Here is a 22,973-nt window from a genome sequence, read left to right as displayed (position 1 = left end):
CCCCTTAGTTTTTCCGGAACATTTTCAGCATGCGCTGAGTCACGGTGAAGCCACCGAAAATATTGATGCTGGCAATCAGTACCGCGATGAAGCTCAGGAAGCTAACCCAGCCACCCTGGCCAATCTGCAATAGCGCGCCAACCACGATGATCCCTGAAATGGCGTTGGTCACGGACATCAGCGGCGTATGCAGAGCATGAGAGACGTTCCAGACCACGTAATAACCCACCACGCAGGACAGGGCGAATACCGTAAAGTGCCCGAGGAACTCTTTTGGCGCGACATCAGCCAGCCAGCCGAACAGAATGATCGCCAGCGCCATCAGCGCATATTTACGCCACGGCGATGTGGGTTTTGCCGGTTCTTTTGCTGCCGGCGCGGCTTTCGCGGCGGCCTGCGGTTGTGCAGACACCTGAATCGGCGGCGCAGGCCAGGTAATTTCACCGTCACGCACCACCGTTACGCCGCGCACGACCACGTCGTCGAAATCAACGGTGATATTACCGTCTTTCTCTTTGCACAGCAGTTTGAGCAGATTAACAAGGTTAGTGCCGTACAGTTGGGAAGACTGCGTCGGCAGACGCCCTGGCAAGTCGGTATAGCCGATCACTTTGACGCCATTTGCCGTGGTCGTGACCTGATTGGCGACCGTGTATTCACAGTTGCCACCGTTTTGCGCGGCCAGATCGACAATCACGCTGCCCGCTTTCATGGAGTCAACCATTTCACGGGTGATCAGTTTCGGTGCTGGTTTGCCGGGGATCAGCGCAGTGGTGACAATAATGTCGACCTCTTTTGCCTGCGCGGCAAACAGCGCCATTTCCGCTTTGATAAACGCTTCAGACATCACTTTGGCGTAGCCGTCGCCGCTGCCTGCTTCCTCTTTGAAATCCAGTTCGAGGAATTCAGCGCCCATACTCTGGACCTGTTCTTTCACTTCCGGACGGGTGTCAAAGGCACGTACAATCGCGCCCAGGCTGTTCGCCGCACCAATGGCAGCCAGACCGGCAACACCGGCGCCAATCACCATCACTTTGGCAGGAGGGACTTTGCCCGCTGCGGTAATTTGCCCGGTAAAGAAACGGCCGAACTCGTGCGCCGCTTCCACGATCGCCCGATAACCGGCAATGTTTGCCATGGAGCTCAATGCATCCAGCGACTGCGCACGTGAAATACGCGGTACGCTATCCATTGCCATCACCGTCACATTACGCTCGGCGAGCTTTTGCATTAACTCTGGATTCTGCGCAGGCCAGATGAAGCTGACCAGCGTGGTGCCCGGATTGAGTAACGGAATTTCCTCATCTTCCGGTGCGTTGACCTTCAGAATGATCTCTGATTGCCAGACAGCGCTGCTATCGACAATTTCCGCGCCCGCTTCTACAAAAGCTTTATCGTCAAAACTCGCCAGTCCACCCGCGCCGCTCTCTACCGCGACGGTGAAACCCAGCTTCAGCAGTTGCTCAACCGTTTTTGGCGTCGCTGCTACGCGGGTTTCATTGGTAAACCGTTCTTTTGGTATGCCAATTCGCATAATGTTCCCTTCCATCGGTATTTTTGATGATGGTTTGTCAGTGATCGTGGAATCGCGTAAGCAATTTCACGCAGGAGGTATAGGTTACCCCGGAAAAATAAAACAGTAACAAACTCTCTATAACGTACTGAAAATAGCGCCTGTGATCTAGCGCCAAAAAACAGTATTTGTCGGATTATCAGCAAAACAGGAACGATTCAGCCCTCTGTCCGGGATAATGACCTTCAATTCCTTGAGAAAGGCCAATAAATCGCTCAGACGAAGCGGCAAAACATGATTAAGCGCCACGGCAGATCAACTAATTAACATTAAATTAACTTATAAAATTCAGCACGTTCATCAGTTTTTACTGTGAAATGACCATTTTTTCGACATATCATAATTTGTTATCGACCTTGTGACGTCATCTGCCATGCTGATTGAAAAATGACGCAGACAGTCACCGGGTTTAAATGCAATAATCAGCCACGTTTCTAGTCAATAACAATACCAGTACCTGGTTTGCGCAAGGCGAAGGATTATTTTTATGAAGCTTAAGAACACTCTCCTGGCGTCCGCACTTCTTTCTGCGACGGCTTTTTCCGTAAACGCAGCAACAGAATTGACGCCGGAGCAAGCGGCAGCACTGAAACCTTACGACCGTGTCACGGTCACAGGCCGTTTTAATGCGATTGGCGACGCGGTGAAGGCCGTTAACCGCCGCGCAGATAAAGAAGGCGCTGCCTCATTTTATGTCGTTGATACATCTGATTTTGGCAACAGTGGTAACTGGCGTGTTGTTGCAGACTTCTACAAAGCCGACGCCGAAAAAGCGGAAGCCAGCAAAAACCGCGTGATCAATGGCGTGGTTGAATTACCGAAGTCTGAAGCCGTCATGCTGGAACCGTTTGATACCGTCACGGTACAGGGTTTCTACCGCAGCCAGCCGGAAGTGAATGACGCCATCACTAAAGCCGCACGTGAAAAAGGAGCTTACTCCTTCTATATCGTACGTCAGATTGATGCGAACCAGGGTGGCAACCAGCGTATCACCGCCTTTATCTATAAAGAAGATGCGAAGAAACGCGTGGTGCAGAGCCCTGACGCGATCCCGGCAGACTCCGATGCTGGTCGCGCAGCGCTCGCTGCTGGCGGCGAGGCGGCGAAGAACGTCGAAATCCCGGGCGTAGCCACTACCGCATCCCCGAGCTCTGACGTGGGCCGCTTCTTCGAAACGCAATCCACTAAAGGTGGACGTTACACTGTCACCCTTCCAGATGGCACGAAAGTCGAAGAGCTGAACAAAGCCACGGCGGCTATGATGGTGCCGTTCGACAGCATCAAGTTCACCGGCAACTACAGCAGCATGACCGAAGTCTCTTATCAGGTCGCCAAACGTGCGGCGAAGCAAGGGGCCAAGTATTACCACATTACTCGCCAGTGGCAGGAACGTGGTAACAACATGACCATCAGCGCCGATCTGTATAAATAACGATCTCCGGTAGCAAAATAAGGCGGCTTTATGCCGCCTTTCGTTTTATTAGTCACAAATTTTTCTCTGATCATTGCATGCAGTCTCTTCTCTCCGTAAAATCCCGCGCCTTAGTGGCTTTCACCATTTTTATGCGTTTTGCCACAATAATTATTCTTCATCGTTCGTTTTTACCACGGGATAACCATGGAAAAGAAACTGGGACTGAGCGCACTCACCGCGCTGGTTTTAAGCTCAATGCTTGGCGCAGGTGTTTTCAGTCTGCCGCAGAACATGGCCGCGGTTGCCAGTCCGTCGGCACTACTCATCGGCTGGGCGATCACCGGAGCCGGGATATTGCTGCTGGCGTTTGCCATGTTGATTCTGACCCGTATCCGTCCCGAACTGGATGGCGGCATCTTCACCTATGCTCGTGAAGGATTCGGGGAGCTGATCGGTTTCTGCTCTGCCTGGGGCTACTGGTTATGCGCGGTGATTGCCAACGTCTCCTACCTCGTCATTGTCTTCTCTGCCCTCAGCTTCTTTACCGACACGCCCGCGCTGCGTCTGTTTGGCGACGGGAACACCTGGCAGGCGATCGTTGGCGCTTCGGTTCTGCTGTGGGTGGTGCACTTTCTGGTACTGCGCGGCGTACAAACGGCGGCCAGCATTAATCTGGTGGCGACGCTGGCAAAATTGTTGCCGCTCGGACTGTTTATCGTGCTGGCCTTTATGGCGTTTAAACTGGAGGTCTTCAGCCTCGATTTTACCGGCCTCGCGCTGGGAGTCCCGGTCTGGGAACAGGTTAAGAACACGATGCTCATCACCTTATGGGTGTTCATCGGTGTGGAAGGCGCGGTGGTGGTCTCGGCGCGGGCGCGTAATAAGCACGATGTGGGTCGCGCCACGCTGTTAGCGGTACTCTCTGCACTTGCCGTTTATCTGCTGGTTACCCTGCTCTCACTTGGCGTGGTTGCCCGTCCTGAACTGGCGGAAATCCGTAACCCGTCAATGGCCGGTCTGATGGTCAAAATGATGGGACCGTGGGGTGAGATTATCATTGCGGCGGGCCTGATTGTCTCTGTCTGCGGAGCGTATCTGAGTTGGACGATTATGGCGGCGGAAGTGCCGTTTCTCGCCTCAACGCATAAAGCCTTTCCGCGGATTTTCGCCCGTCAGAATGCACAAGGGGCGCCATCGGCTTCGCTGTGGCTCACCAACCTCTGCGTCCAGGTCTGCCTGGTGCTTATCTGGCTTACCGGTTCAGATTACAACACGCTGCTGACCATCGCCTCAGAGATGATTCTGGTGCCTTATTTCCTCGTCGGTGCCTTTCTGCTGAAAATTGCCACCCGCCCGCTTCACCAGGCGGTAGGTGTCGGTGCGTGCATTTATGGCTTATGGTTATTGTATGCCTCCGGGCCAATGCACCTGCTGCTCTCGGTAGTGCTGTATGCGCCGGGTCTGCTGGTGTTCCTGTATGCACGCAAGACGCATACGCATGATAACGTTCTGAATCGTCAGGAGATGGTTCTGATAGGTCTGTTACTGGTTGCCGCCGTACCGGCGACCTGGTTGCTGGTGGGGTAAACGCATCCCATCGTTTGACGCTAATTGCCTGATTCGCAGGCGCATAAGGAGTTTTTCGATGGGAACCCAACATCCTCTGCCCATTTTAGTGACCGGTGGAGGTCGCCGCATCGGTCTCGCCATTGCCTGGCACTTTCTCAATCAGAAACAGCCGGTGATCGTCAGCTACCGCACGCATTATCCGGCCATTGATGGGCTGACCGAGGCAGGAGCCCTGTGCATTCAGGCCGATTTCTCTACCGATGAAGGCATTCTGGCCTTTGCCGATAACGTTAAAGCGTGTACCAGCGGCCTGCGCGCCATCGTGCACAACGCCAGCGCATGGATGGCAGAGAAACCCGGAACGCCGCTCTCTGATGTACTGGCCTGTATGATGCAAATCCATGTTAATGCCCCCTATCTGCTTAATCATGCGCTGGAAGGCATGCTGTGCGGGCACGGGCACGCCGCCGGTGACATCATTCACTTTACCGATTACGTTGTGGAGAAAGGCAGCGACAAGCATATCGCCTATGCGGCCAGTAAGGCGGCGCTGGATAATATGACCCGATCATTCGCCCGTAAGCTCGCGCCAGAGGTGAAGGTTAACGCTATCGCCCCTTCGTTGATTCTGTTTAACGAAGCTGACGATGCCGAGTACCGTCAGCAGGCACTGAACAAATCGCTGATGAAAACGGCTCCGGGCGAAAAAGAGGTAATTGATTTAATCGATTATCTGCTGACCAGCTGCTTTGTGACCGGCCGCAGTTTCGCCGTGGACGGTGGTCGTCACCTGCGTTAGTGAAGTTTGACCCAGCAAAAGATCAGCAGCCAGGCGCTCAGGCACCAGCAGATCACCGCCCCGCCCAGCGCCACCGGCAGCTTCAGAAAACCGGTGAAGTACCACAGCGAAGCGAGATAGACAAAATAGGGAATAATTGACCACATGCTGAACACGATGGTCGTTCGCAGCGCGTCAATACCCCGTTCGCTGGCCACGATGTAATGTGCAATCAGCGCGAATGTCGGGAACAGCGGGATTAACCCTGCGATGTAGTAATTCTTCGTTTTTGCCAACAACCCAATCAACACCACTACCAGCGCACCCAGCGCGGCTTTAATCACGAGTCCCATTACCTTGCCTTTACACATCAATAACATCGGCAACCAGCATAACGGAAGCGTCCCCGTTTAGGAAAGATTAATGGAAGGCAACGCCCCGGCGGTGTATGTTGACGTTTTCTGATCGGCAATCAAGACGATGAACACGATTGTATTTGTTGAAGACGATCCTGAGGTCGGTGCGCTCATTGCGGCCTATCTGGCAAAACATGACTTCGAGGTGGTCGTCGAACCGCGTGGCGATCTGGCGGAAGCGCGGATATTAGAGGTTCAACCGGACCTGGTGCTGCTGGATATTATGCTCCCCGGCAAAGACGGCATGACCCTTTGTCGTGACCTGCAGGGGCAATGGCAGGGTCCCGTCGTCCTGCTCACTTCGCTTGACAGCGACATGAACCACATCCTGGCGCTGGAAATGGGCGCCTGCGACTACATTCTGAAGACCACACCGCCAGCGGTGCTGCTGGCCCGCCTGCGGCTGCACCTGCGTCAGAGCGATCAATCTGGCCATAGCAAAGGGTTTCAGCCTGCCACCGTCACGCCGCATAAAACCCTGCGCTTTGGTTCCCTGTCCATCGACCCCATCAACCGTGTCGTATTGCTCAGCGGTGAGCAGGTCATACTGTCCACCGCCGATTTCGAACTGTTATGGGAACTCGCCACCCATGCCGGACAGATTATGGACCGCGATGCGCTGCTGAAAAATCTACGAGGCGTAAGCTACGACGGTATGGATCGCAGCGTGGACGTCGCCATCTCGCGCCTACGTAAGAAACTGCTTGATAACGCGGCAGAACCCTATCGTATTAAAACCGTACGTAACAAGGGCTATCTGTTTGCCCCGCACGCCTGGGATGAAGTACAAGGCCAGTAAGACGACGCCGTTCGCCCGTTACGGCATGACGATATGGGGAGGCAGTCTCAGGATCCGGAGATTGCCATAATGAATATCCAGCCCGGGGACCGTTTGAAACAGATGCTCATAGTAAACCGTCCAGTGCATGTGCGAACGGTTTTCTGTTGTACAGAACCGACGTAATTTTTCGTGGCAGGACAGTGGATAATGAATGCGTCCCAGTTGACGTGCAGGACTGGGATCGCGATTGGTCACCTGACAGGGGCAATAGGTAAGAAAGACGTCGGCGCGCCGGGGAAGACGATGTCGATGGTTCGCGAAATCCCGCAATACTTCATCCCAGTGTTCAATCATTGCTTCTTCCGCATGTCGCCCCTCGGGATCCATAGCGGTTCTCGCTGCCATATTCCTCGCGAAACCAATCAGTTCTCGGTAGCGCAGTTGGCCTTGTGCGCTATCGTAAGGCGGAGGGTCTTCGTGTCCTCGGTGCAGCAAGTCATGATGCAGTTCCAGCCTCCTTTGCAGAACGGAGCTGGCAACCTGATCGCGGGTCTGGCGACTATGAAAAATATAATAACGCGCGCCTTCCAGACTCAACACCAGGCCCACGGCCCCTGCCCGCGTACGTAATGGTAAGGCTTCCGTCAGCGTATTACGCACCAGCATTTGTTCTCTCCCTTGAAAAGATCCATTCCTGTTATTACGACACCATATACTTTAGCCAGGAAAGAGGTTTCCCTCTTCATCACAAAATTTTCACGCAGGACAGGACAGTGTACACTGCCTGGCGGGATGCGCATGATGACGACCAGGACAACAGAGCAACGTGCCTGCAATCCGTTTGCATCAGACACAACATTGAACATTCGGTGATTTTTAATGAAGAAACTGTTCGTGCAGTTTTATCTCCTGCTGTTTGTCTGCTTTCTGGTGATGACCCTGCTGGTCGGACTGGTTTATAAATTCACCGCGGAACGGGCCGGCAGGCAGTCGCTCGATGATTTGATGAAAAGCTCGCTCTATCTGATGCGCAGCGAATTGCGCGAGATCCCCCCGCGCGACTGGGGTAAAACGCTCAAAGAGATGGACCTTAATCTCTCTTTTGACCTGCGCGTTGAGCCACTGACGAAATTCACGCTGGATGCCCCAAGTATGCAGCGTCTGCGTGAAGGTGACATCATTGCACTCGACGATCAGTACACCTTCATTCAGCGTATTCCGCGCAGTCACTATGTACTGGCCGTTGGCCCCATTCCCTATCTCTATTTTCTCCATCAGATGCGCCTGCTGGATATCGCGCTAATGGCGTTTATCGCCATTTCACTGGCCTTTCCGGTGTTTATCTGGATGCGTCCTCACTGGCAGGAAATGCTGCGACTGGAAGCTGCCGCTCAGCGGTTCGGCACCGGTCATCTCAGCGAACGACTGAATTTTGACAGCAGTTCCAGCTTTGAACGCCTGGGCATTGCCTTTAACCAGATGGCGGACAATATCAATGCGCTGATCGCCAGTAAAAAACAGCTGATCGACGGGATTGCCCATGAACTGCGTACCCCGTTGGTTCGACTTCGCTACCGGCTGGAGATGAGTGAAAACCTCAGTGAGCAGGAGTCGCTGGCGCTTAATCGCGATATCGGGCAACTCGAAGCCTTGATTGAGGAACTGTTAACCTACGCCCGGCTCGACAGACCGCAGAATGAACTGCATTTGAGCGAACCGGACCTCCCAAACTGGCTCACGGCGCACATTGACGATGTACAGAGCGTGAATCCTGAGCGAACGCTTCAGGTTTCACACCTCGTCAACGGCGATTACGGTGCGCTGGATATGCGACTCATGGAACGGGTGCTGGATAATCTGTTAAACAACGCGCTGCGCTATTGCCAGTCCACGGTGCAGATAAGCCTGCAACTTAGCGATCGTTTCGCCACGCTGGTCGTTGAAGATGACGGTCCAGGCATTGCCCCGGAAGCCAGAGAGAACGTTTTCGAGCCTTTTGTTCGCCTGGATCCGAGTCGGGATCGTGCCACTGGCGGTTGCGGTCTGGGTCTGGCTATCGTCTACTCCATCGCTCAGGCGATGGGTGGCACGGTCAGTTGTGGGGAAAGTGAACTGGGCGGTGCCCGCTTCAGCTTTTGTTGGCCGATCCGGCACACACTTTCCGAATTAACCGCTGGCTGACGCCACCCGCACCGTAGTCGCAGGCGAAATAACCTGCTATAAATTGAGTATGTTGTAACTAATGAGGTGTGCAATGACCCGTTACGATCTCGTCGACAGACTGAATACCACGTTTCGCCTGATGGAGCAGGCGCTGGCAGAACTGACACAAACGCTCGGACAACATCAGCTGATGATTGCCCGCGTCTTTTCGCTACCGGAAGTGACCAAAGAGGCCGAGCACTCCCCGCTGGATACCATTGCGGTGAAGCAGCATCTTGGCAAAGAGGCCGAAACGCTGGCGCTGGCGCATTATCGTCACCTGTTTATTCAGCAGCAGTCCGAAACCCGCAGCAGTAAAGCGGCGGTGCGTCTGCCGGGTGTGCTGTGCTATCAGGTTGACGGTGCCGGCCAGGCCGCGCTGGAAAACCAGGTGCTGCGTATCAATCAGTTGAAAACCACTTTTGAGCATATTGTCACCGTCGAGTCCGGTTTGCCGTCCGCCGCGCGCTTTGAATGGGTCCATCGCCATCTGCCGGGGTTGATTACGCTTAATGCCTACCGGACGCTGACGGTGATAAACGATCCGGCGACACTGCGCTTTGGCTGGGCGAACAAGCATATCATCAAGAATCTGACGCGCGATGAGGTCCTGGCGCAACTGGAAAAGAGTCTGAATACCCCGCGCAGCGTGCATCCCTGGACGCGCGAAGAGTGGCAGGCAAAGCTTGAGCGCGAGTATCAGGACATCGCCGCCCTGCCGCAGCAGGCAAAACTGAAAATTAAGCGTCCGGTGAAGGTTCAACCCATTGCCAGAGTCTGGTACAAAGGCGAACAAAAGCAGGTACAGCATGCCTGCCCGACGCCGCTTATCGCGTTAATCAATACGGAAAACGGTGCAGGCATGCCGGATATTGGCGAGCTACTGAACTACGACGCCGAAAACGTACAGCATCGATTTAAACCGCAGGCGCAACCGCTGCATCTAATCATTCCGCGACTGCACCTGTATGTGGCAGATTAACGACCCGGTTTCATGCTGCCGACCATCTGCTCTGGCCGCACCCAGCTGTCGAACTCCGCTTCGGTGAGATAGCCCAGCGCCAGAGCCGCCGCTTTCAGCGTCAGCCCCTCTTTATGCGCTTTCTTGGCGATTTCCGCCGCTTTGTCGTAGCCAATATGGGTATTCAGCGCGGTGACCAGCATCAGCGATTCATTGAGCAACTGATTAATCCGCTCGCGATTTGGCTCAATACCGACCGCACAATGCGCGTTGAAGCTCTCCATACCATCCGCCAGCAGACGCACCGATTGCAGGAAGTTGTGAATCACCATCGGACGGAAGACGTTCAGTTCGAAATTGCCTGACGCTCCCCCGATGTTGATCGCCACATCGTTCCCCATCACCTGACAGCACAGCATCGTCAGCGCCTCGCACTGGGTCGGGTTGACCTTGCCTGGCATTATCGAGCTACCCGGTTCATTTTCCGGGATCGCAATTTCGCCAATGCCGCATCGCGGCCCCGATGCCAGCCAGCGCACGTCGTTGGCGATTTTCATTAGCGACGCCGCCAGCCCTTTCAGCGCGCCGTGGGCGTGAACCAACGCATCGCAGGTTGCCAGCGCTTCGAACTTGTTCGGTGCCGTGACAAAGGGAGCGTGGGTAATTGCCGCCAGTTCGTCGGCAACGCGGCGGGCATACTCCGGATGCGCATTCAGCCCGGTGCCAACGGCTGTACCGCCCAGCGCCAGTTCCGCCACGTGTGGCAGGCTGTTTTCGATGTGCCGCAGATTATGTTCTAACATCGCCACCCAACCGGAAATCTCCTGCCCCAGCGTCAGCGGCGTGGCGTCCTGGAGATGAGTACGGCCAATTTTGACAATATCTGCGAAGGCGTGTGATTTTTCGTTCAGCGTTTTTGTTAATACCTGCAACTGCGGAATAAGATGGCTGCGTAGCGCCAGCAGCGCAGCGACATGCATCGCCGTCGGAAAGACGTCGTTTGAACTCTGGCTCTTGTTGACATCATCATTAGGATGGACTTTGCGCTCCATGCCGCGAACGCCGCCAAGCAGTTCACTGGCCCGGTTTGCCAGCACCTCGTTCATGTTCATGTTGCTTTGCGTACCTGACCCGGTCTGCCAGATAGCCAGAGGAAACTCCTGGGCGTGTTTATCTGCCAGCACCTCATCGGCAGCCTGCATAATTGCGGCGGCTTTTTCGGCGTCCAGCAGCCCTAAATCTTCGTTAACCTTTGCCGCTGCGCGCTTGGTGAGCGCCAGCGCGTGGATCAGCGAGACGGGCATTTTCTCGGTAGAGATACGAAAATGCTCAAGCGAACGCTGGGTTTGCGCTCCCCACAGCTTATCTGCCGGGACATCAATCGCGCCCATCGAATCTTTCTCGCTGCGTACCGTTACCATGACCTGCTCCTTAGATAATGAATTGATTAGGTTATGTTCGACATTGCCCACTTGCTTGCGGTCTTATGAGTATCAACGATGACAGCACCACCGTTTGGTGGTTTGTGCGATAAAAAAACCGCCCCGAAGGGCGGCTGACGTTACTTAACGCAGCGTGCGCACTGCGACGTCTGAATCTGCTGGAAGAAATCGTTTCCTTTATCGTCAACGAGAATAAAGGCCGGGAAATCTTCGACTTCGATTTTCCAGATAGCTTCCATTCCCAGTTCCGGATATTCCACGCACTCCAGGCTCTTGATGCTGCCCTGCGCCAGAACGGCTGCCGGACCGCCAATGCTGCCGAGGTAGAATCCGCCGTGTTTTTGACAGGCATCGGTCACCTGCTGACTGCGGTTACCTTTCGCCAGCATGATCATACTCCCACCCTGCGACTGAAGCTGATCGACATACGAGTCCATACGCCCGGCGGTAGTCGGACCGAGTGAACCGGAGGCGTAGCCTTCCGGCGTTTTCGCCGGACCCGCGTAGTAAATCGGGTGATCTTTCACATACTGCGGCAGCCCTTCGCCATTATCCATCCGCTCTTTCAATTTAGCGTGCGCGATATCACGACCAACGATAATCGTGCCGTTCAGGGAAAGACGAGTCGAAACCGGGTATTGCGATAGCTGTTCAAGGATCGCTTTCATGGGACGATTCAGGTCCACGCGTACCGCTTCCCCTTCGCCCGCTTTACGCAGTTCTTCAGGAATGTACTTACCCGGATTGTGCTCCAGTTTTTCGATCCAGATGCCTTTGCGGTTGATCTTCGCTTTGATGTTTCTATCCGCCGAACAGGAGACGCCCATCCCGACCGGACAAGACGCGCCGTGACGCGGCAGACGGATCACGCGAACATCATGGGCAAAGTATTTGCCGCCAAACTGTGCGCCTAAGCCGAGGTTTTGCGCTTCCAGCAGCAGTTCTTTTTCCAGCTCAACGTCGCGGAACGCCTGACCGTGCTCATTTCCTTCCGTCGGCAGTTCGTCATAGTATTTTGCCGACGCCAGCTTCACGGTCTTCAGGTTCGCTTCCGCCGACGTCCCGCCTACCACAAAAGCGATATGATATGGCGGACAGGCTGCGGTTCCGAGCGTGCGCATCTTCTCGACCAGGTAGTTTTTCAGCTTGCCCGGTGTTAATAGCGCTTTGGTTTCCTGCCAGAGATAGGTCTTGTTCGCTGAGCCGCCGCCCTTCGCGATGCAAAGAAATTTGTACTCATCGCCATCGACGCTATAGAGGTCAATCTGCGCAGGCAGGTTGGTGCCGGTATTCACCTCTTTATACATATCCAGCGCGGCATTTTGCGAGTAGCGCAGGTTATCTTCGATGTACGTGTTGTACACCCCACGCGCCAGCGCCGCCTCATCACCACCGCCGGTCCAGACGCGCTGGCCTTTTTTCCCGACGATTATCGCCGTGCCGGTGTCCTGACAGGTTGGCAGAATACCTTTTGCCGCGATGTCGGAGTTACGCAGGAACTGCAGCGCCACATACTTGTCGTTTTCACTGGCCTGCGGGTCACGCAGAATATCGGCAACCTGCTGTTGGTGCGCAGGACGCAGCATAAATGAAGCGTCATGGAAGGCCTGGCGCGCGAGCAGCGTCAGCGCTTGCGGGTCGACTTTGAGGATCTCTTGTCCTTCAAATTCGGCGACGGAAACATATTCACTGGTCAGCAGGGTGTATTCGGTATCATCCTTTTTAAGGGGAAAAGGATCCTGATAATGAAAGGGTTTGTTTGACATTGTTCTCTCACTTACTGCTCGGTCTGATTTTCTTAGGCTTCAGGGCAGATGTTCCATTGCCCTCGTTAAAAGCGAGTTACACTATCCTACACATTTTTTTAACAAAAACTGAGACAAGTACGACTTTTTGCGCCCACAGGTTACTTCCCACAGGTTTCTTGCTTTAATAGTCGAATTAAGTTTTCACTGATTTCCAACTTGCAACAGGGCATTGAACATGCAAAAACTCATCAACTCCGTGCAGAACTACGCCTGGGGAAGTAAAACAGCGCTGACGGAACTCTATGGTCTGGCGAATCCGCAGCAGTTACCCATGGCGGAACTGTGGATGGGCGCACACCCGAAGAGCAGTTCGAAGATTGAAGATGCCAGCGGACGCATTGTGTCGCTGCGTGACGCGATCGACAGTCGGCAATCCGCCTTGCTCGGCGATGCCGTGGCAAAGCGCTTCGGGGAGCTGCCATTCCTGTTTAAAGTGCTGTGTGCTGCGCAGCCGCTGTCCATTCAGGTACACCCAAACAAGCGTAATTCTGAAATCGGCTTTGCTAAAGAAAATGCCGCCGGTATCCCGATGGATGCCGCAGAGCGCAACTACAAAGATCCGAACCATAAGCCGGAACTGGTTTTCGCCCTGACCCCGTTCCTTGCCATGAACGCATTCCGCGAATTCTCTGAAATCGTTTCACTGCTGCAACCGGTGGCTGGCGCGCACATCGCCATCGCCCATTTCCTGGAACACCCCAACGCTGAGCGTCTGAGCGAGCTGTTTGCCGGTCTGCTGAGTATGCAGGGCGAAGAGAAATCCCGGGCGCTGGCGATTCTGAAAGCGGCGCTGGAAACCCAACAGGGCGAACCGTGGCAGACTATCCGCCTTATCGCAGAATTTTACCCGGACGACAGCGGTCTCTTCTCGCCTCTGTTGCTGAACGTGGTGAAACTGAATCCTGGCGAAGCGATGTTCCTGTTCGCCGAAACGCCGCATGCCTATTTGCAGGGCGTGGCGCTGGAAGTCATGGCGAACTCCGATAACGTGCTGCGTGCGGGTCTGACACCGAAGTACATCGACATCCCGGAACTGGTCGCCAATGTTAAGTTCGACGCAAAACCGGCAAACCAGTTACTGACCACGCCGGTGAAAAACGGCGCGGAACTCGATTTCCCTATCCCGGTGGATGATTTCGCGTTCTCCCTGCACGCTCTGTCAGCCGAAGAGACGACGATTGACCAGCAAAGCGCGGCGATCCTGTTTTGCGTTGAAGGCGAAGCGGTGTTGAGCAAAGGCGAACAGAGTCTGGTACTTAAACCGGGGGAATCGGCGTTTATCAGCGCCGAAGAGTCGCCGGTGAGCATGAGTGGCGTGGGCCGTGTGGCGCGGGTTTACAACAAACTCTAGCAACTTACTGAATTCTGTAGTAACTCTTGCTAAGCTTGTAAAGGGCTTATGACTTTGCCGGGCGCTCCCTACCGCCTGGCTTCATTTTATGGACAAACAATATGAAAAAATCGCTGGTAGCTGCAGGTGTGATCGTCGCACTCGGCGTCGTCTGGACAGGCGGTGCGTGGTACACAGGTAAGAAGCTGGAAACCCATCTTGCTGAGATGGTCAGCCAGGCCAATGCGCAGATTAAACTCACCGCACCGGAAGCAAACGTGGAACTCGCTTATCAGAACTATCAGCGTGGCGTATTCAGTAGCCAGTTACAGTTAGTGCTTAAGCCGGTGGCGGGAAAAGAGAATCCGTGGCTGAAAGCGGGCCAGAGCGTGGTGCTTGATGAATCCGTCGATCACGGTCCCTTCCCGTTTGCCCAACTGAAAACCTTTAATCTCCTGCCGTCGATGGCTTCGGTGAAAACCACTCTGGTGAACAACGACGTCAGCAAACCGCTCTTTGAGATGGCGAAAGGTGAAACGCCTTTTGAGGTCAATTCTCGTATTAGCTATAGCGGCGATACCCGTTCCGCACTGTCGCTGAAACCGCTGAACTATGAGAAAGGGGCTGAGAAAGTCGCGTTCAGCGGCGGCGACTTTATCTTCAATGCTGATAAAGAAGGAAAAGTGGTATCCCTTTCCGGTGAGGCGAAGAGCGGTCTGGTCGATGCAGTAAATGAGTACGATCAGAAGGTCCAGGTCTCCTTTAATGACCTGAAAACAGAAGGTTCCAGCACGCTTGCCAGCTTCGGTGAGCGCGTCGGCAACCAGAAAGTCACGATTGGGAAAGTAGCGCTCGCCGTGGAAGGCAAAGAGATGGCGCTGCTGGAAGGCATGGAGATCAGCGGTAAAACCGATCTCGTGGATGACGGTAAAACCATCAACAGCCAGCTGGATTACGTCCTGAACAGCCTGAAGGTTCAGAATCAGGATCTGGGCAGCGGCAAGCTGACGCTGAAAGTGGGCCAGATTGACGGCGCGGCCTGGCATCAGTTCAGCCAGCAGTATAACGCCCAGACCCAGGCGCTGTTATCTCAACCGGACATAGCGGATAACCCGGAACTGTATCAGCAGAAAGTGACCGAAGCCTTCTTCGGTGCCCTGCCGCTGTTGATGAAAGGCGAACCGACGATCACCATTGCACCGCTGAGCTGGAAAAATGCCAAAGGCGAAACCGCGCTGAATGTATCTCTGTTCCTGAAGGATCCGTCCACCGCACAGGGCGAGCCGCAGACGCTGGCTGACGAAGTCGATCGCTCTGTGAAATCGTTCGACGGTAAGCTGTCGATTCCGGTGGACATGGCCGTTGAGTTCATGACCCAGGTTGCCCGACTCGAAGGTTATCAACAGGATGAAGCGGCTAAGCTTGCCAACCAGCAGGTGAAGGGGCTGGCCGCAATGGGACAGATGTTCCGCATTACCACCCTTGAGGACAACACCATTGGCACCAGCCTGCAGTACGCTAGCGGTCAGGTGACCTTAAACGGTAAGAAGATGCCGCTGGAAGAGTTTGTCGCGATGTTTGGTATGGTATTGCCGCAGCAATAATCGTTAAAGCCCCTCTACGGAGGGGTTTATTTTTGCACCACCAGCCGCGCAGACAGCGTCTGATTACGGGAGTGACTCTCTTCGTGTGCAAGACGTTGCAGCATGCGCTCCGCCAGGCTGTACCCCATTTCCCGGGCCGGTATCGTCGCCCAGACAATCGGCAAATCGTCCAGTGCGTTTTCCGCCACGTCAGCAAAGGCGCCTAACGAGACCTGTTGTTCAAAGTAGCGATCGACACCCACTTCACCGCTCTGCCGCCCCGCCCGCATCAGACCAAACCACGCCCCCATCGCAATGGTTTCGTTGTAGCACACCACGGCGCTGATGGTTGGATTGCGCCGCAGTAACGCGCCGATTGCCTCGGCGGCCTGCTTCTGGCTGGACGCGCACTCCATCACCCAGTCGCTGTGAAACGGTAAACCGTATTTCAGCAGCGTCGCACAGTAGCCGCCGACGCGTTCCGCACGCGTTAATGAAGAACTCTGCCCACCCAGCCAGGCGATGCGCTGATGACCGTGGCGAATCAGATGCTCGGTCAACAGTTGCGCGGCCTGCATGTTGTCCGGACGCACGGTATCCATATCATCCAGATAGCTGGCCCGCGAGGCAAAAACCACCGGAATGCCCTTCTCTTCCGCCATCACGCACAGATCGTCGCTACTGCCAGCCGCCCCGGCGATCACCACCCCGTCAACGCCCTGATTCAGTAACATGGCAAAGCGCTGGGCCAGTTGTTCGCCATCCTGACCGCCATGCAGTAAAAACACCATCCGCCCCTGTGCTTCCAGCGCTTCCGTTAGCCCCGCCGTCAGTTCCGCATAAAACTGCGCCGACAAATCGCGGACAATCAGTCCGATCACGCCGCTCTGCCCACCCCGTAACGCCGAGGCCTGACGGTTACGCACAAAACCCAGTTGTTCTATTGCCGCATTCACCCGTTCGCCGGTGGCGGTTGAAATGCGGCCCTTGCCGCTGAGCACCAGTGAAACCGTACTGACGGAGACACCTGCCGCAAGGGCGACATCGTGAATAGTGATTTTTTTGGCTATAGCCATAAAAACGCCGGACTCCCTGATAATGTGACAGATAAAACGTTTTATCTATAACTTATATTTATACGCGTAATCATCCGCTGATAATGTGACTCTCACCGCACTAAAAAATGGTAAAACGTTTTATCTTCTTGCTCAAATTTGCTCATTACCAATGGATTTGCACAAGGAGTCGTTAGATGACGGCGAAGACAACACCAAAAATTACGTTGTGGGAGTTTTTCCAGCAGTTGGGGAAAACGTTTATGTTGCCCGTGGCACTGCTTTCGTTTTGCGGGATTATGCTCGGGATTGGCAGTTCGTTAAGCAGCCACGATGTGATCACCCTGCTTCCGGCACTGGGTAATCCGGTGCTACAGGCCATCTTTACCTGGATGAGCAAAGTGGGCTCCTTCGCCTTTAGTTTCCTGCCGGTGATGTTCTGTATTGCTATCCCGCTCGGACTGGCGCGCGAAAACAAAGGCGTTGCGGCGTTCGCCGGTTTTGTCGGTTACGCGGTTATGAACCTCGCCGTCAACTTCTGGTTGACCGCGAAAGGTATTCTGCCAACCACCGATGCGGCAGTACTGAAAGCCAACAACATCCAGAATATCCTCGGCATCCAGTCCATCGACACCGGGATCCTCGGCGCGGTAATCGCCGGTATCATCGTCTGGATGCTGCACGAACGTTTCCATAACATCCGCCTGCCGGATGCGCTGGCGTTCTTCGGCGGCACCCGCTTTGTCCCGATCGTCTCCTCGGTGGTGATGGGTCTGGTCGGTCTGGTGATCCCGCTGGTGTGGCCGGTTTTCGCGATGGGAATCAGCGGCCTGGGCCATATGATTAACAGCGCGGGTGACTTTGGTCCAATGCTGTTTGGTACGGGCGAACGCCTGCTGTTGCCGTTTGGTTTGCATCACATTCTGGTGGCGCTGATTCGCTTTACCGACGCCGGAGGCACCCAGGAAGTGTGTGGTCATTCGGTGAGCGGCGCACTGACTATTTTCCAGGCACAGTTGAGCTGTCCGACCACGCAGGGCTTCTCGGAAAGCGCCACCCGCTTCCTGTCACAGGGTAAAATGCCGGCGTTCCTCGGCGGCTTGCCGGGTGCAGCGTTAGCGATGTACCATTGCGCACGTCCGGAGAACCGTCACAAGATCAAAGGACTGCTGATCTCAGGGTTGATTGCCTGCGTCGTTGGCGGCACGACTGAACCGCTGGAGTTCCTGTTCCTGTTTGTCGCGCCGGTGCTCTATGTTATTCACGCGTTACTGACCGGTCTGGGCTTTACCATGATGTCGGTACTGGGCGTGACTATCGGTAATACCGACGGCAATATTATCGACTTTGTGGTGTTTGGGATCCTGCACGGGCTGTCGACCAAGTGGTATCTGGTACCGGTCGTGGCGGCAGTCTGGTTCGTGGTGTACTACGCCATCTTCCGCTTCGCCATCACCCGCTTTAACCTCAAAACACCGGGTCGTGACAGTGAAATCGCCAGCACGCTCGAAAAAGCCGTTGCCGGAACGCCGGGAAAATCGGGTTATAACGTTCCTGCTATTCTGGCCGCGCTGGGCGGTGCTGATAACATCGTCAGTCTGGATAACTGCATTACCCGGCTGCGTCTTTCTGTTAAAGATATGTCGCAGGTGAACGTGCAGGCGCTGAAGGATAACCGAGCCATTGGCGTTGTGCAGTTGAATCAGCATAACCTACAGGTGGTGATTGGTCCGCAGGTCCAGTCGGTTAAAGACGAAATGGCAGGCCTGATGAATACGGTTCAGGCATAAGGACACGCGCATGTTTGATTTTTCACAGGTTGTCGACCGTCACGGTACGTGGTGCACGCAATGGGATTACGTGGCCGATCGTTTCGGTACCGCCGACCTGCTGCCGTTTACCATCTCTGATATGGATTTCGCGACGGCTCCCTGCATCCTGGAGGCGCTAAATCAGCGCCTCGCACATGGTGTACTGGGCTACAGTCGCTGGAAGAATGATGCGTTTCTCAGCGCGATCGCCCACTGGTTTGCCCGGCGTCACAACACGCCCATTGATACCGGGTCGCTGGTGTATGGCCCTTCTGTAATCTATATGGTGTCGCAGCTCATCCGCCAGTGGTCTTCTGTCGGCGACGGTGTGGTGCTTCACACTCCGGCCTATGATGCCTTTTATAAGGCCATCGAAGGCAATGAGCGCCACGTTGTGCCGGTGGCGCTGGAGCAGCGAAATGGCGGCTGGCATTGCGACATGGACAAACTGGATGCGGCGCTGGCTCGCCCGGAAAGTAAAATTCTGCTGCTGTGCAGTCCGCATAACCCAACTGGTAAAGTCTGGACGCGCGAAGAACTGGAGACGATGGCGGAACGCTGCCAGCGTCACGGCGTGCGGGTGATATCTGATGAGATTCATATGGATATGGTCTGGGGCGAACAGCCGCATATTCCCTGGAGCAACGTAGCACGCGACCACTGGGCGCTGTTCACGTCCGCCTCCAAGAGCTTCAACATTCCGGCGCTGACCGGCGCCTGGGGACTGATCGAAAACGCTGACAGTCGCGATGCGTATCTGAGTGCGCTAAAAGGCCGCGATGGCCTGTCGTCTCCCGCCGTGCTGGCGCTGACTGCGCACATTGCAGCCTACGAACAGGGCGCGCCGTGGCTGGATGCGCTGCGGGAGTATCTCAGGGACAATCTGCGCTACGTTGCGGATACGCTGAACCACGCATTTCCTGAACTCAACTGGCAGATGCCTCAGTCGACCTATCTCGCATGGATTGACCTGCGGGCGTTGAACGTTGACGATAGCGCATTGCAGAATGCGCTGATTCAGCAGGAAAAAGTCGCCATCATGCCCGGCTACACCTACGGTGATGAAGGACGCGGTTTTGTGCGCCTGAATGCCGGTTGTCCCCGTTCAAAACTGGAAAAAGGGGTGAACGGGTTAATTAACGCAATCCGCTCAATACGCTGACAGCCTGTTGCGCAATGGAATTAATCATTGCGCAACATAGCTTTTCCCCTGCTTTTGTTTTTATAATAGAGCGCACTTTTATATTCGAATAATGAGTGCGACCATGATTGATACTTCCCTGCCGTTAACTGACATTCATCGCCACCTTGATGGAAATATCCGGGCACAAACCATTCTGGATCTTGGCCGCCAGTTCAATTTGCCCCTCCCCGCACAAACCCTTGAAGCGTTGATCCCTCATGTGCAGGTGACAGCCACAGAACCCGATCTCGTCAGCTTTCTGTCGAAACTGGACTGGGGCGTAAAGGTCTTAGCCTCCCTTGACGCCTGTCGCCGCGTGGCTTTTGAAAACATCGAAGACGCCGCGCGTAATGGCCTGCACTATGTTGAGCTGCGTTTTTCCCCAGGCTACATGGCAATGACGCATCAGCTGCCGGTCGCTGGCGTGGTTGAAGCCGTGATTGCCGGCGTGCGTGAAGGCTGCCAAACCTTTGGCGTACAGGCGCAACTGATCGGCATCATGAGCCGGACCTTCGGCGAAGCCGCCTGCCTGCAAGAACTGGAAGCACTGCTGGCGCACCGCGATCGGATAGCCGCCCTCGACCTTGCCGGTGATGAACTGGGCTTCCCCGGCAGTCTGTTCCTGTCCCATTTCAACCGAGCCCGTGATGCCGGTTGGCATATTACGGTGCACGCCGGTGAGGCCGCCGGTCCGGAAAGCATCTGGCAGGCCATTCGCGAACTGGGTGCGGAACGTATCGGTCACGGCGTAAAAGCGGTAGAGGATCCCGCGCTGATGGATTTCCTCGCTGAACAGCGTATTGGAATCGAATCCTGTCTGACGTCAAATATTCAAACCAGCACCGTGGCGTCGTTATCCGTCCATCCGCTGAAGACGTTCCTGGAGCACGGCATCCTCGCCAGCCTGAATACTGACGACCCGGCGGTCCAGGGGGTGGATATTATTCACGAATATACGGTCGCGGCACCGGCAGCGGGACTGAGCCGTGAGCAGATTCGTCAGGCGCAGATCAACGGGCTGGAAAGCGCCTTCCTGAGCGCAGCGGAAAAACAGGCGCTGCGTGAAAAAGTCGCAACGGCATAAAGATAAAGGCCCGATGAATTTCATCGGGCCTTTCAGACATCAGGCAAGACATAACGTCGAACGATGCTTCGCCGACTCAATGCCCAGCTCAATCAATTCCATGATCTGGATGGCCTGGCTCGCCGGTACCGGGTTTTCGCCGTTACCATTCAGCGCGTCGCGGATCCCGGCATAATACGCCGGATAATTCCCCGGCACGGTCAGCCAGGTCTCCTCCACCCGCGTTTCGCCCTCAACGCGTGTGACGATGCCATCACGCATATCATAGCCCCAGTCTTCCTGTGGCAGACGTTCCCCGCTTTTTAGGCGCTCTTCCTGCGGATCCAGACCATACTTCACATAGCTGCCGCGCGAACCATGCACGATGTAACGTGCCGATTCCGCCGCGGCCAGCATCGTACCGTGCAAAATAACCCGACGCTGTGGATAGGAAAGCGTGGCATGGAAGTAGTCCGTTGACTGCGCCCCCGGACGCAACTGCGCTAAATCTACCGTCATGCTGACAGGCAGGCCGAACAAATTGATCGCCTGGTCAAGGAGATGCGGAGCCAGATCGTACCAGATACCGCTCCCCGGCCCCCCTTGCTCACGCCAGCGGTCGCGGACCTGCGGACGAAAGCGATCGAAATGCGATTCGAAATAGGCGACCTCACCCAGAACGCCTTCTGCCAGCATCGCTTTCAGGGTCAAAAAGTCACTGTCCCAGCGGCGATTGTGGAAAACAGAAAGCACCCGTCCCAGGCTGCGCGCCAGCGCATCCAACTCACGAGCTTGTGACAGTGTCACGGTGAAGGGCTTATCCACCACCACATGTTTGCCGGCTTCCAGCGCTGCTTTGGCCAACGGGAAGTGGGTATCGTTGGGGGTAGGAATGACAATCAGATCGATATTGGGGTCATTAAACAGATGCTTCGGCTCAGAGACAACGGCCACGGAAGGCCAGTCCGCCTTCACTTTCGCTGCATCGCTACTGGATACTGCCGCCAGCTCCAGTCCCGGTGTGCCGTCAATCAGGGGAGCATGGAACGTTTTACTGGCGTATCCGTAGCCAATCAGTCCTACACGGATGTTGTCACTCATATCTATGCCTCTCGTTTCAGTCTGCGACTATTTCACACTATCCATAAACCACTAACAATAGTTTACTCACCCCGCTGCAAGAAAGGTCGTTATTTAACTTAAGTCAAATAAATGTCACTTTCGCGCATTTTGTCGATATAAAGTCACTGAAATCGTTCCCAAAACACTTGCCGGGATAATTATTGCTAAGTAACATCTGCTGCCTGTATTTAAGGATAAAACAACGCAAATGTCGTCAGTCATCGATCGTCTTATTGAATTAACTGGTTGGGTGGTTCTCGCAGTCTCTGTGGTGCTCCTCGGCGTCGCTAATCATATTGATAATTATCAGCCTCCCGAACCGACCGCCGCTATTCAGCAGAAATAGTGTGCCAGGCGACGTATGTCGCCTGGAAGGTCTGTTTTCCCCTGTTGATTGCAGAAAAAGCCGTAAAAATTATCTGAAAAAGCGGATTGTGCGGCTTCCTGCCTCTGCGCGTATTGCCAGTCATAGCGAAGCGCGTTACCCTTCGCTCTGGTGTCGTCTGACACGTCAAACACCACTTAAGAAAATACTTTGTTGACATTTGCCTGCCGGTTCTTTTCGCCGGAAAGGTTTATTTACGTTCACGACTCGTAGGCTTTATTTTTATAATAGGGATCCCTGTTTATGACTGTTCAGGATTATTTATTAAAATTTCGCAAAATTAGCTCGCTCGAAAGTCTGGAAAAACTGTTTGACCATCTGCACTACACCCTTACCGATGACCAGGACATTATCAATATGTATCGCGCTGCCGATCACCGTCGCGCTGAACTGGTCTCCGGCGGTCGCCTTTTTGATGTTGGCCAGGTACCGAAATCAGTCTGGCGCTACGTGCAATAAGAAAGTAGCGCTTGCCGGTAAAAGCTTTATAATAACCG

The 22,973-nt window shown here is 54.6% G+C and carries 20 protein-coding genes; 13 read left to right on the top strand and 7 right to left on the bottom strand.

Annotated features, from left to right (window positions below; all coding sequences use genetic code 11):
• Nucleotides 1-4 precede the first annotated feature (4 nt).
• Nucleotides 5-1,534, bottom strand: a complete 1,530-nt coding sequence (gene pntA, locus OGY35_RS19890; RefSeq protein WP_152404797.1) for a Re/Si-specific NAD(P)(+) transhydrogenase subunit alpha — start codon at nt 1,532-1,534, stop codon at nt 5-7.
• A 526-nt stretch (nt 1,535-2,060) separates the two neighbouring features.
• Here pntA and ydgH point away from each other — a divergent pair.
• The 3 genes from ydgH (at nt 2,061) to folM (ending at nt 5,355) form a co-directional block, all read left to right on the top strand.
• Complete coding sequence (ydgH, locus tag OGY35_RS19880) at nt 2,061-3,005, top strand: DUF1471 family protein YdgH (RefSeq protein ID WP_152404798.1); 945 nt, start codon at nt 2,061-2,063, stop codon at nt 3,003-3,005.
• A 186-nt stretch (nt 3,006-3,191) separates the two neighbouring features.
• On the top strand, nt 3,192-4,574 hold the full coding sequence (locus OGY35_RS19875; RefSeq protein WP_152404799.1) for an amino acid permease: 1,383 nt from the start codon (nt 3,192-3,194) through the stop codon (nt 4,572-4,574).
• 58 nt (nt 4,575-4,632) lie between these two features.
• Complete coding sequence (folM, locus tag OGY35_RS19870) at nt 4,633-5,355, top strand: dihydromonapterin reductase (protein WP_286633213.1); 723 nt, start codon at nt 4,633-4,635, stop codon at nt 5,353-5,355.
• On the opposite strand, the gene OGY35_RS19865 is transcribed toward folM, so the two are convergent.
• The gene (locus OGY35_RS19865) at nt 5,352-5,687 is read right to left on the bottom strand and encodes a GlpM family protein (protein WP_286633212.1); all 336 of its coding nucleotides are present in this window, start codon (nt 5,685-5,687) and stop codon (nt 5,352-5,354) included. The two genes, folM and OGY35_RS19865, sit on opposite strands and share 4 nt — an antisense overlap.
• Before the next feature lie 127 nt (nt 5,688-5,814).
• Here OGY35_RS19865 and rstA point away from each other — a divergent pair, with 127 nt between their 5' ends.
• Nucleotides 5,815-6,549 (top strand): two-component system response regulator RstA, encoded by a 735-nt coding sequence (rstA, locus tag OGY35_RS19860; protein WP_286633211.1) that lies wholly within the window; start codon nt 5,815-5,817, stop codon nt 6,547-6,549.
• An 18-nt stretch (nt 6,550-6,567) separates the two neighbouring features.
• Here rstA and OGY35_RS19855 read toward each other — a convergent pair whose 3' ends face one another.
• On the bottom strand, nt 6,568-7,197 hold the full coding sequence (locus tag OGY35_RS19855; RefSeq protein ID WP_286633210.1) for a hypothetical protein: 630 nt from the start codon (nt 7,195-7,197) through the stop codon (nt 6,568-6,570).
• Between the two features lie 213 nt (nt 7,198-7,410).
• On the opposite strand from OGY35_RS19855, the gene rstB reads away from it, so the two are divergent.
• Nucleotides 7,411-8,712 carry a two-component system sensor histidine kinase RstB gene (gene rstB, locus OGY35_RS19850; protein ID WP_286633209.1) on the top strand — a complete coding sequence of 434 codons (1,302 nt, stop codon included), beginning with the start codon at nt 7,411-7,413 and terminating at the stop codon, nt 8,710-8,712.
• A gap of 73 nt (nt 8,713-8,785) precedes the next feature.
• Nucleotides 8,786-9,715, top strand: a complete 930-nt coding sequence (tus, locus tag OGY35_RS19845) for a DNA replication terminus site-binding protein (protein WP_286633208.1) — start codon at nt 8,786-8,788, stop codon at nt 9,713-9,715.
• Here the strand turns inward: tus and fumC are convergent.
• Nucleotides 9,712-11,115 (bottom strand): class II fumarate hydratase, encoded by a 1,404-nt coding sequence (gene fumC, locus OGY35_RS19840; protein ID WP_286633207.1) that lies wholly within the window; start codon nt 11,113-11,115, stop codon nt 9,712-9,714. The two genes, tus and fumC, sit on opposite strands and share 4 nt — an antisense overlap.
• Nucleotides 11,116-11,255: 140 nt before the next feature.
• Nucleotides 11,256-12,902 (bottom strand): class I fumarate hydratase, encoded by a 1,647-nt coding sequence (gene fumB / locus OGY35_RS19835; protein ID WP_152404807.1) that lies wholly within the window; start codon nt 12,900-12,902, stop codon nt 11,256-11,258.
• Nucleotides 12,903-13,119: 217 nt separating this feature from the next.
• On the opposite strand from fumB, the gene manA reads away from it, so the two are divergent.
• The gene (gene manA, locus OGY35_RS19830) at nt 13,120-14,295 is read left to right on the top strand and encodes a mannose-6-phosphate isomerase (protein ID WP_286633206.1); all 1,176 of its coding nucleotides are present in this window, start codon (nt 13,120-13,122) and stop codon (nt 14,293-14,295) included.
• A 101-nt stretch (nt 14,296-14,396) separates the two neighbouring features.
• Nucleotides 14,397-15,878: a YdgA family protein gene (locus OGY35_RS19825; RefSeq protein WP_286633205.1), complete on the top strand. Its 1,482-nt coding sequence runs from the start codon at nt 14,397-14,399 to the stop codon at nt 15,876-15,878.
• 26 nt (nt 15,879-15,904) lie between these two features.
• Here the strand turns inward: OGY35_RS19825 and OGY35_RS19820 are convergent, their stop codons facing one another.
• Nucleotides 15,905-16,933, bottom strand: coding sequence for a Mal regulon transcriptional regulator MalI (locus OGY35_RS19820; protein ID WP_286633204.1), 1,029 nt, complete (start codon nt 16,931-16,933; stop codon nt 15,905-15,907).
• A 176-nt stretch (nt 16,934-17,109) separates the two neighbouring features.
• On the opposite strand from OGY35_RS19820, the gene malX reads away from it, so the two are divergent.
• From malX to add, 3 genes are all read left to right on the top strand, one after another.
• Nucleotides 17,110-18,702 carry a PTS maltose transporter subunit IICB gene (gene malX / locus OGY35_RS19815; RefSeq protein ID WP_152404811.1) on the top strand — a complete coding sequence of 531 codons (1,593 nt, stop codon included), beginning with the start codon at nt 17,110-17,112 and terminating at the stop codon, nt 18,700-18,702.
• A 10-nt stretch (nt 18,703-18,712) separates the two neighbouring features.
• Nucleotides 18,713-19,885: a MalY/PatB family protein gene (locus tag OGY35_RS19810; protein WP_286633203.1), complete on the top strand. Its 1,173-nt coding sequence runs from the start codon at nt 18,713-18,715 to the stop codon at nt 19,883-19,885.
• Between the two features lie 103 nt (nt 19,886-19,988).
• Nucleotides 19,989-20,990 (top strand): adenosine deaminase, encoded by a 1,002-nt coding sequence (gene add, locus OGY35_RS19805; protein ID WP_286633202.1) that lies wholly within the window; start codon nt 19,989-19,991, stop codon nt 20,988-20,990.
• A 39-nt stretch (nt 20,991-21,029) separates the two neighbouring features.
• Here the strand turns inward: add and OGY35_RS19800 are convergent, their stop codons facing one another.
• Nucleotides 21,030-22,070, bottom strand: coding sequence for an oxidoreductase (locus OGY35_RS19800; RefSeq protein WP_046480531.1), 1,041 nt, complete (start codon nt 22,068-22,070; stop codon nt 21,030-21,032).
• A gap of 241 nt (nt 22,071-22,311) precedes the next feature.
• Between OGY35_RS19800 and blr the strand changes: the two genes are divergently transcribed.
• A complete protein-coding gene (gene blr, locus OGY35_RS19795; RefSeq protein WP_178826111.1) occupies nt 22,312-22,437 on the top strand; it encodes a division septum protein Blr in 126 nt (41 codons plus the stop codon).
• Nucleotides 22,438-22,719: 282 nt separating this feature from the next.
• On the top strand, nt 22,720-22,935 hold the full coding sequence (gene ydgT, locus OGY35_RS19790; protein WP_012905703.1) for a transcription modulator YdgT: 216 nt from the start codon (nt 22,720-22,722) through the stop codon (nt 22,933-22,935).
• Nucleotides 22,936-22,973 lie beyond the last annotated feature (38 nt).

This window comes from Citrobacter sp. Ct235, assembly GCF_030332305.1.
Lineage (GTDB): Bacteria > Pseudomonadota > Gammaproteobacteria > Enterobacterales > Enterobacteriaceae > Citrobacter_A > Citrobacter_A telavivensis.
Note: the sequence above shows the minus strand (reverse complement) of the source record. Positions and strands in the feature narration are given on the sequence as shown.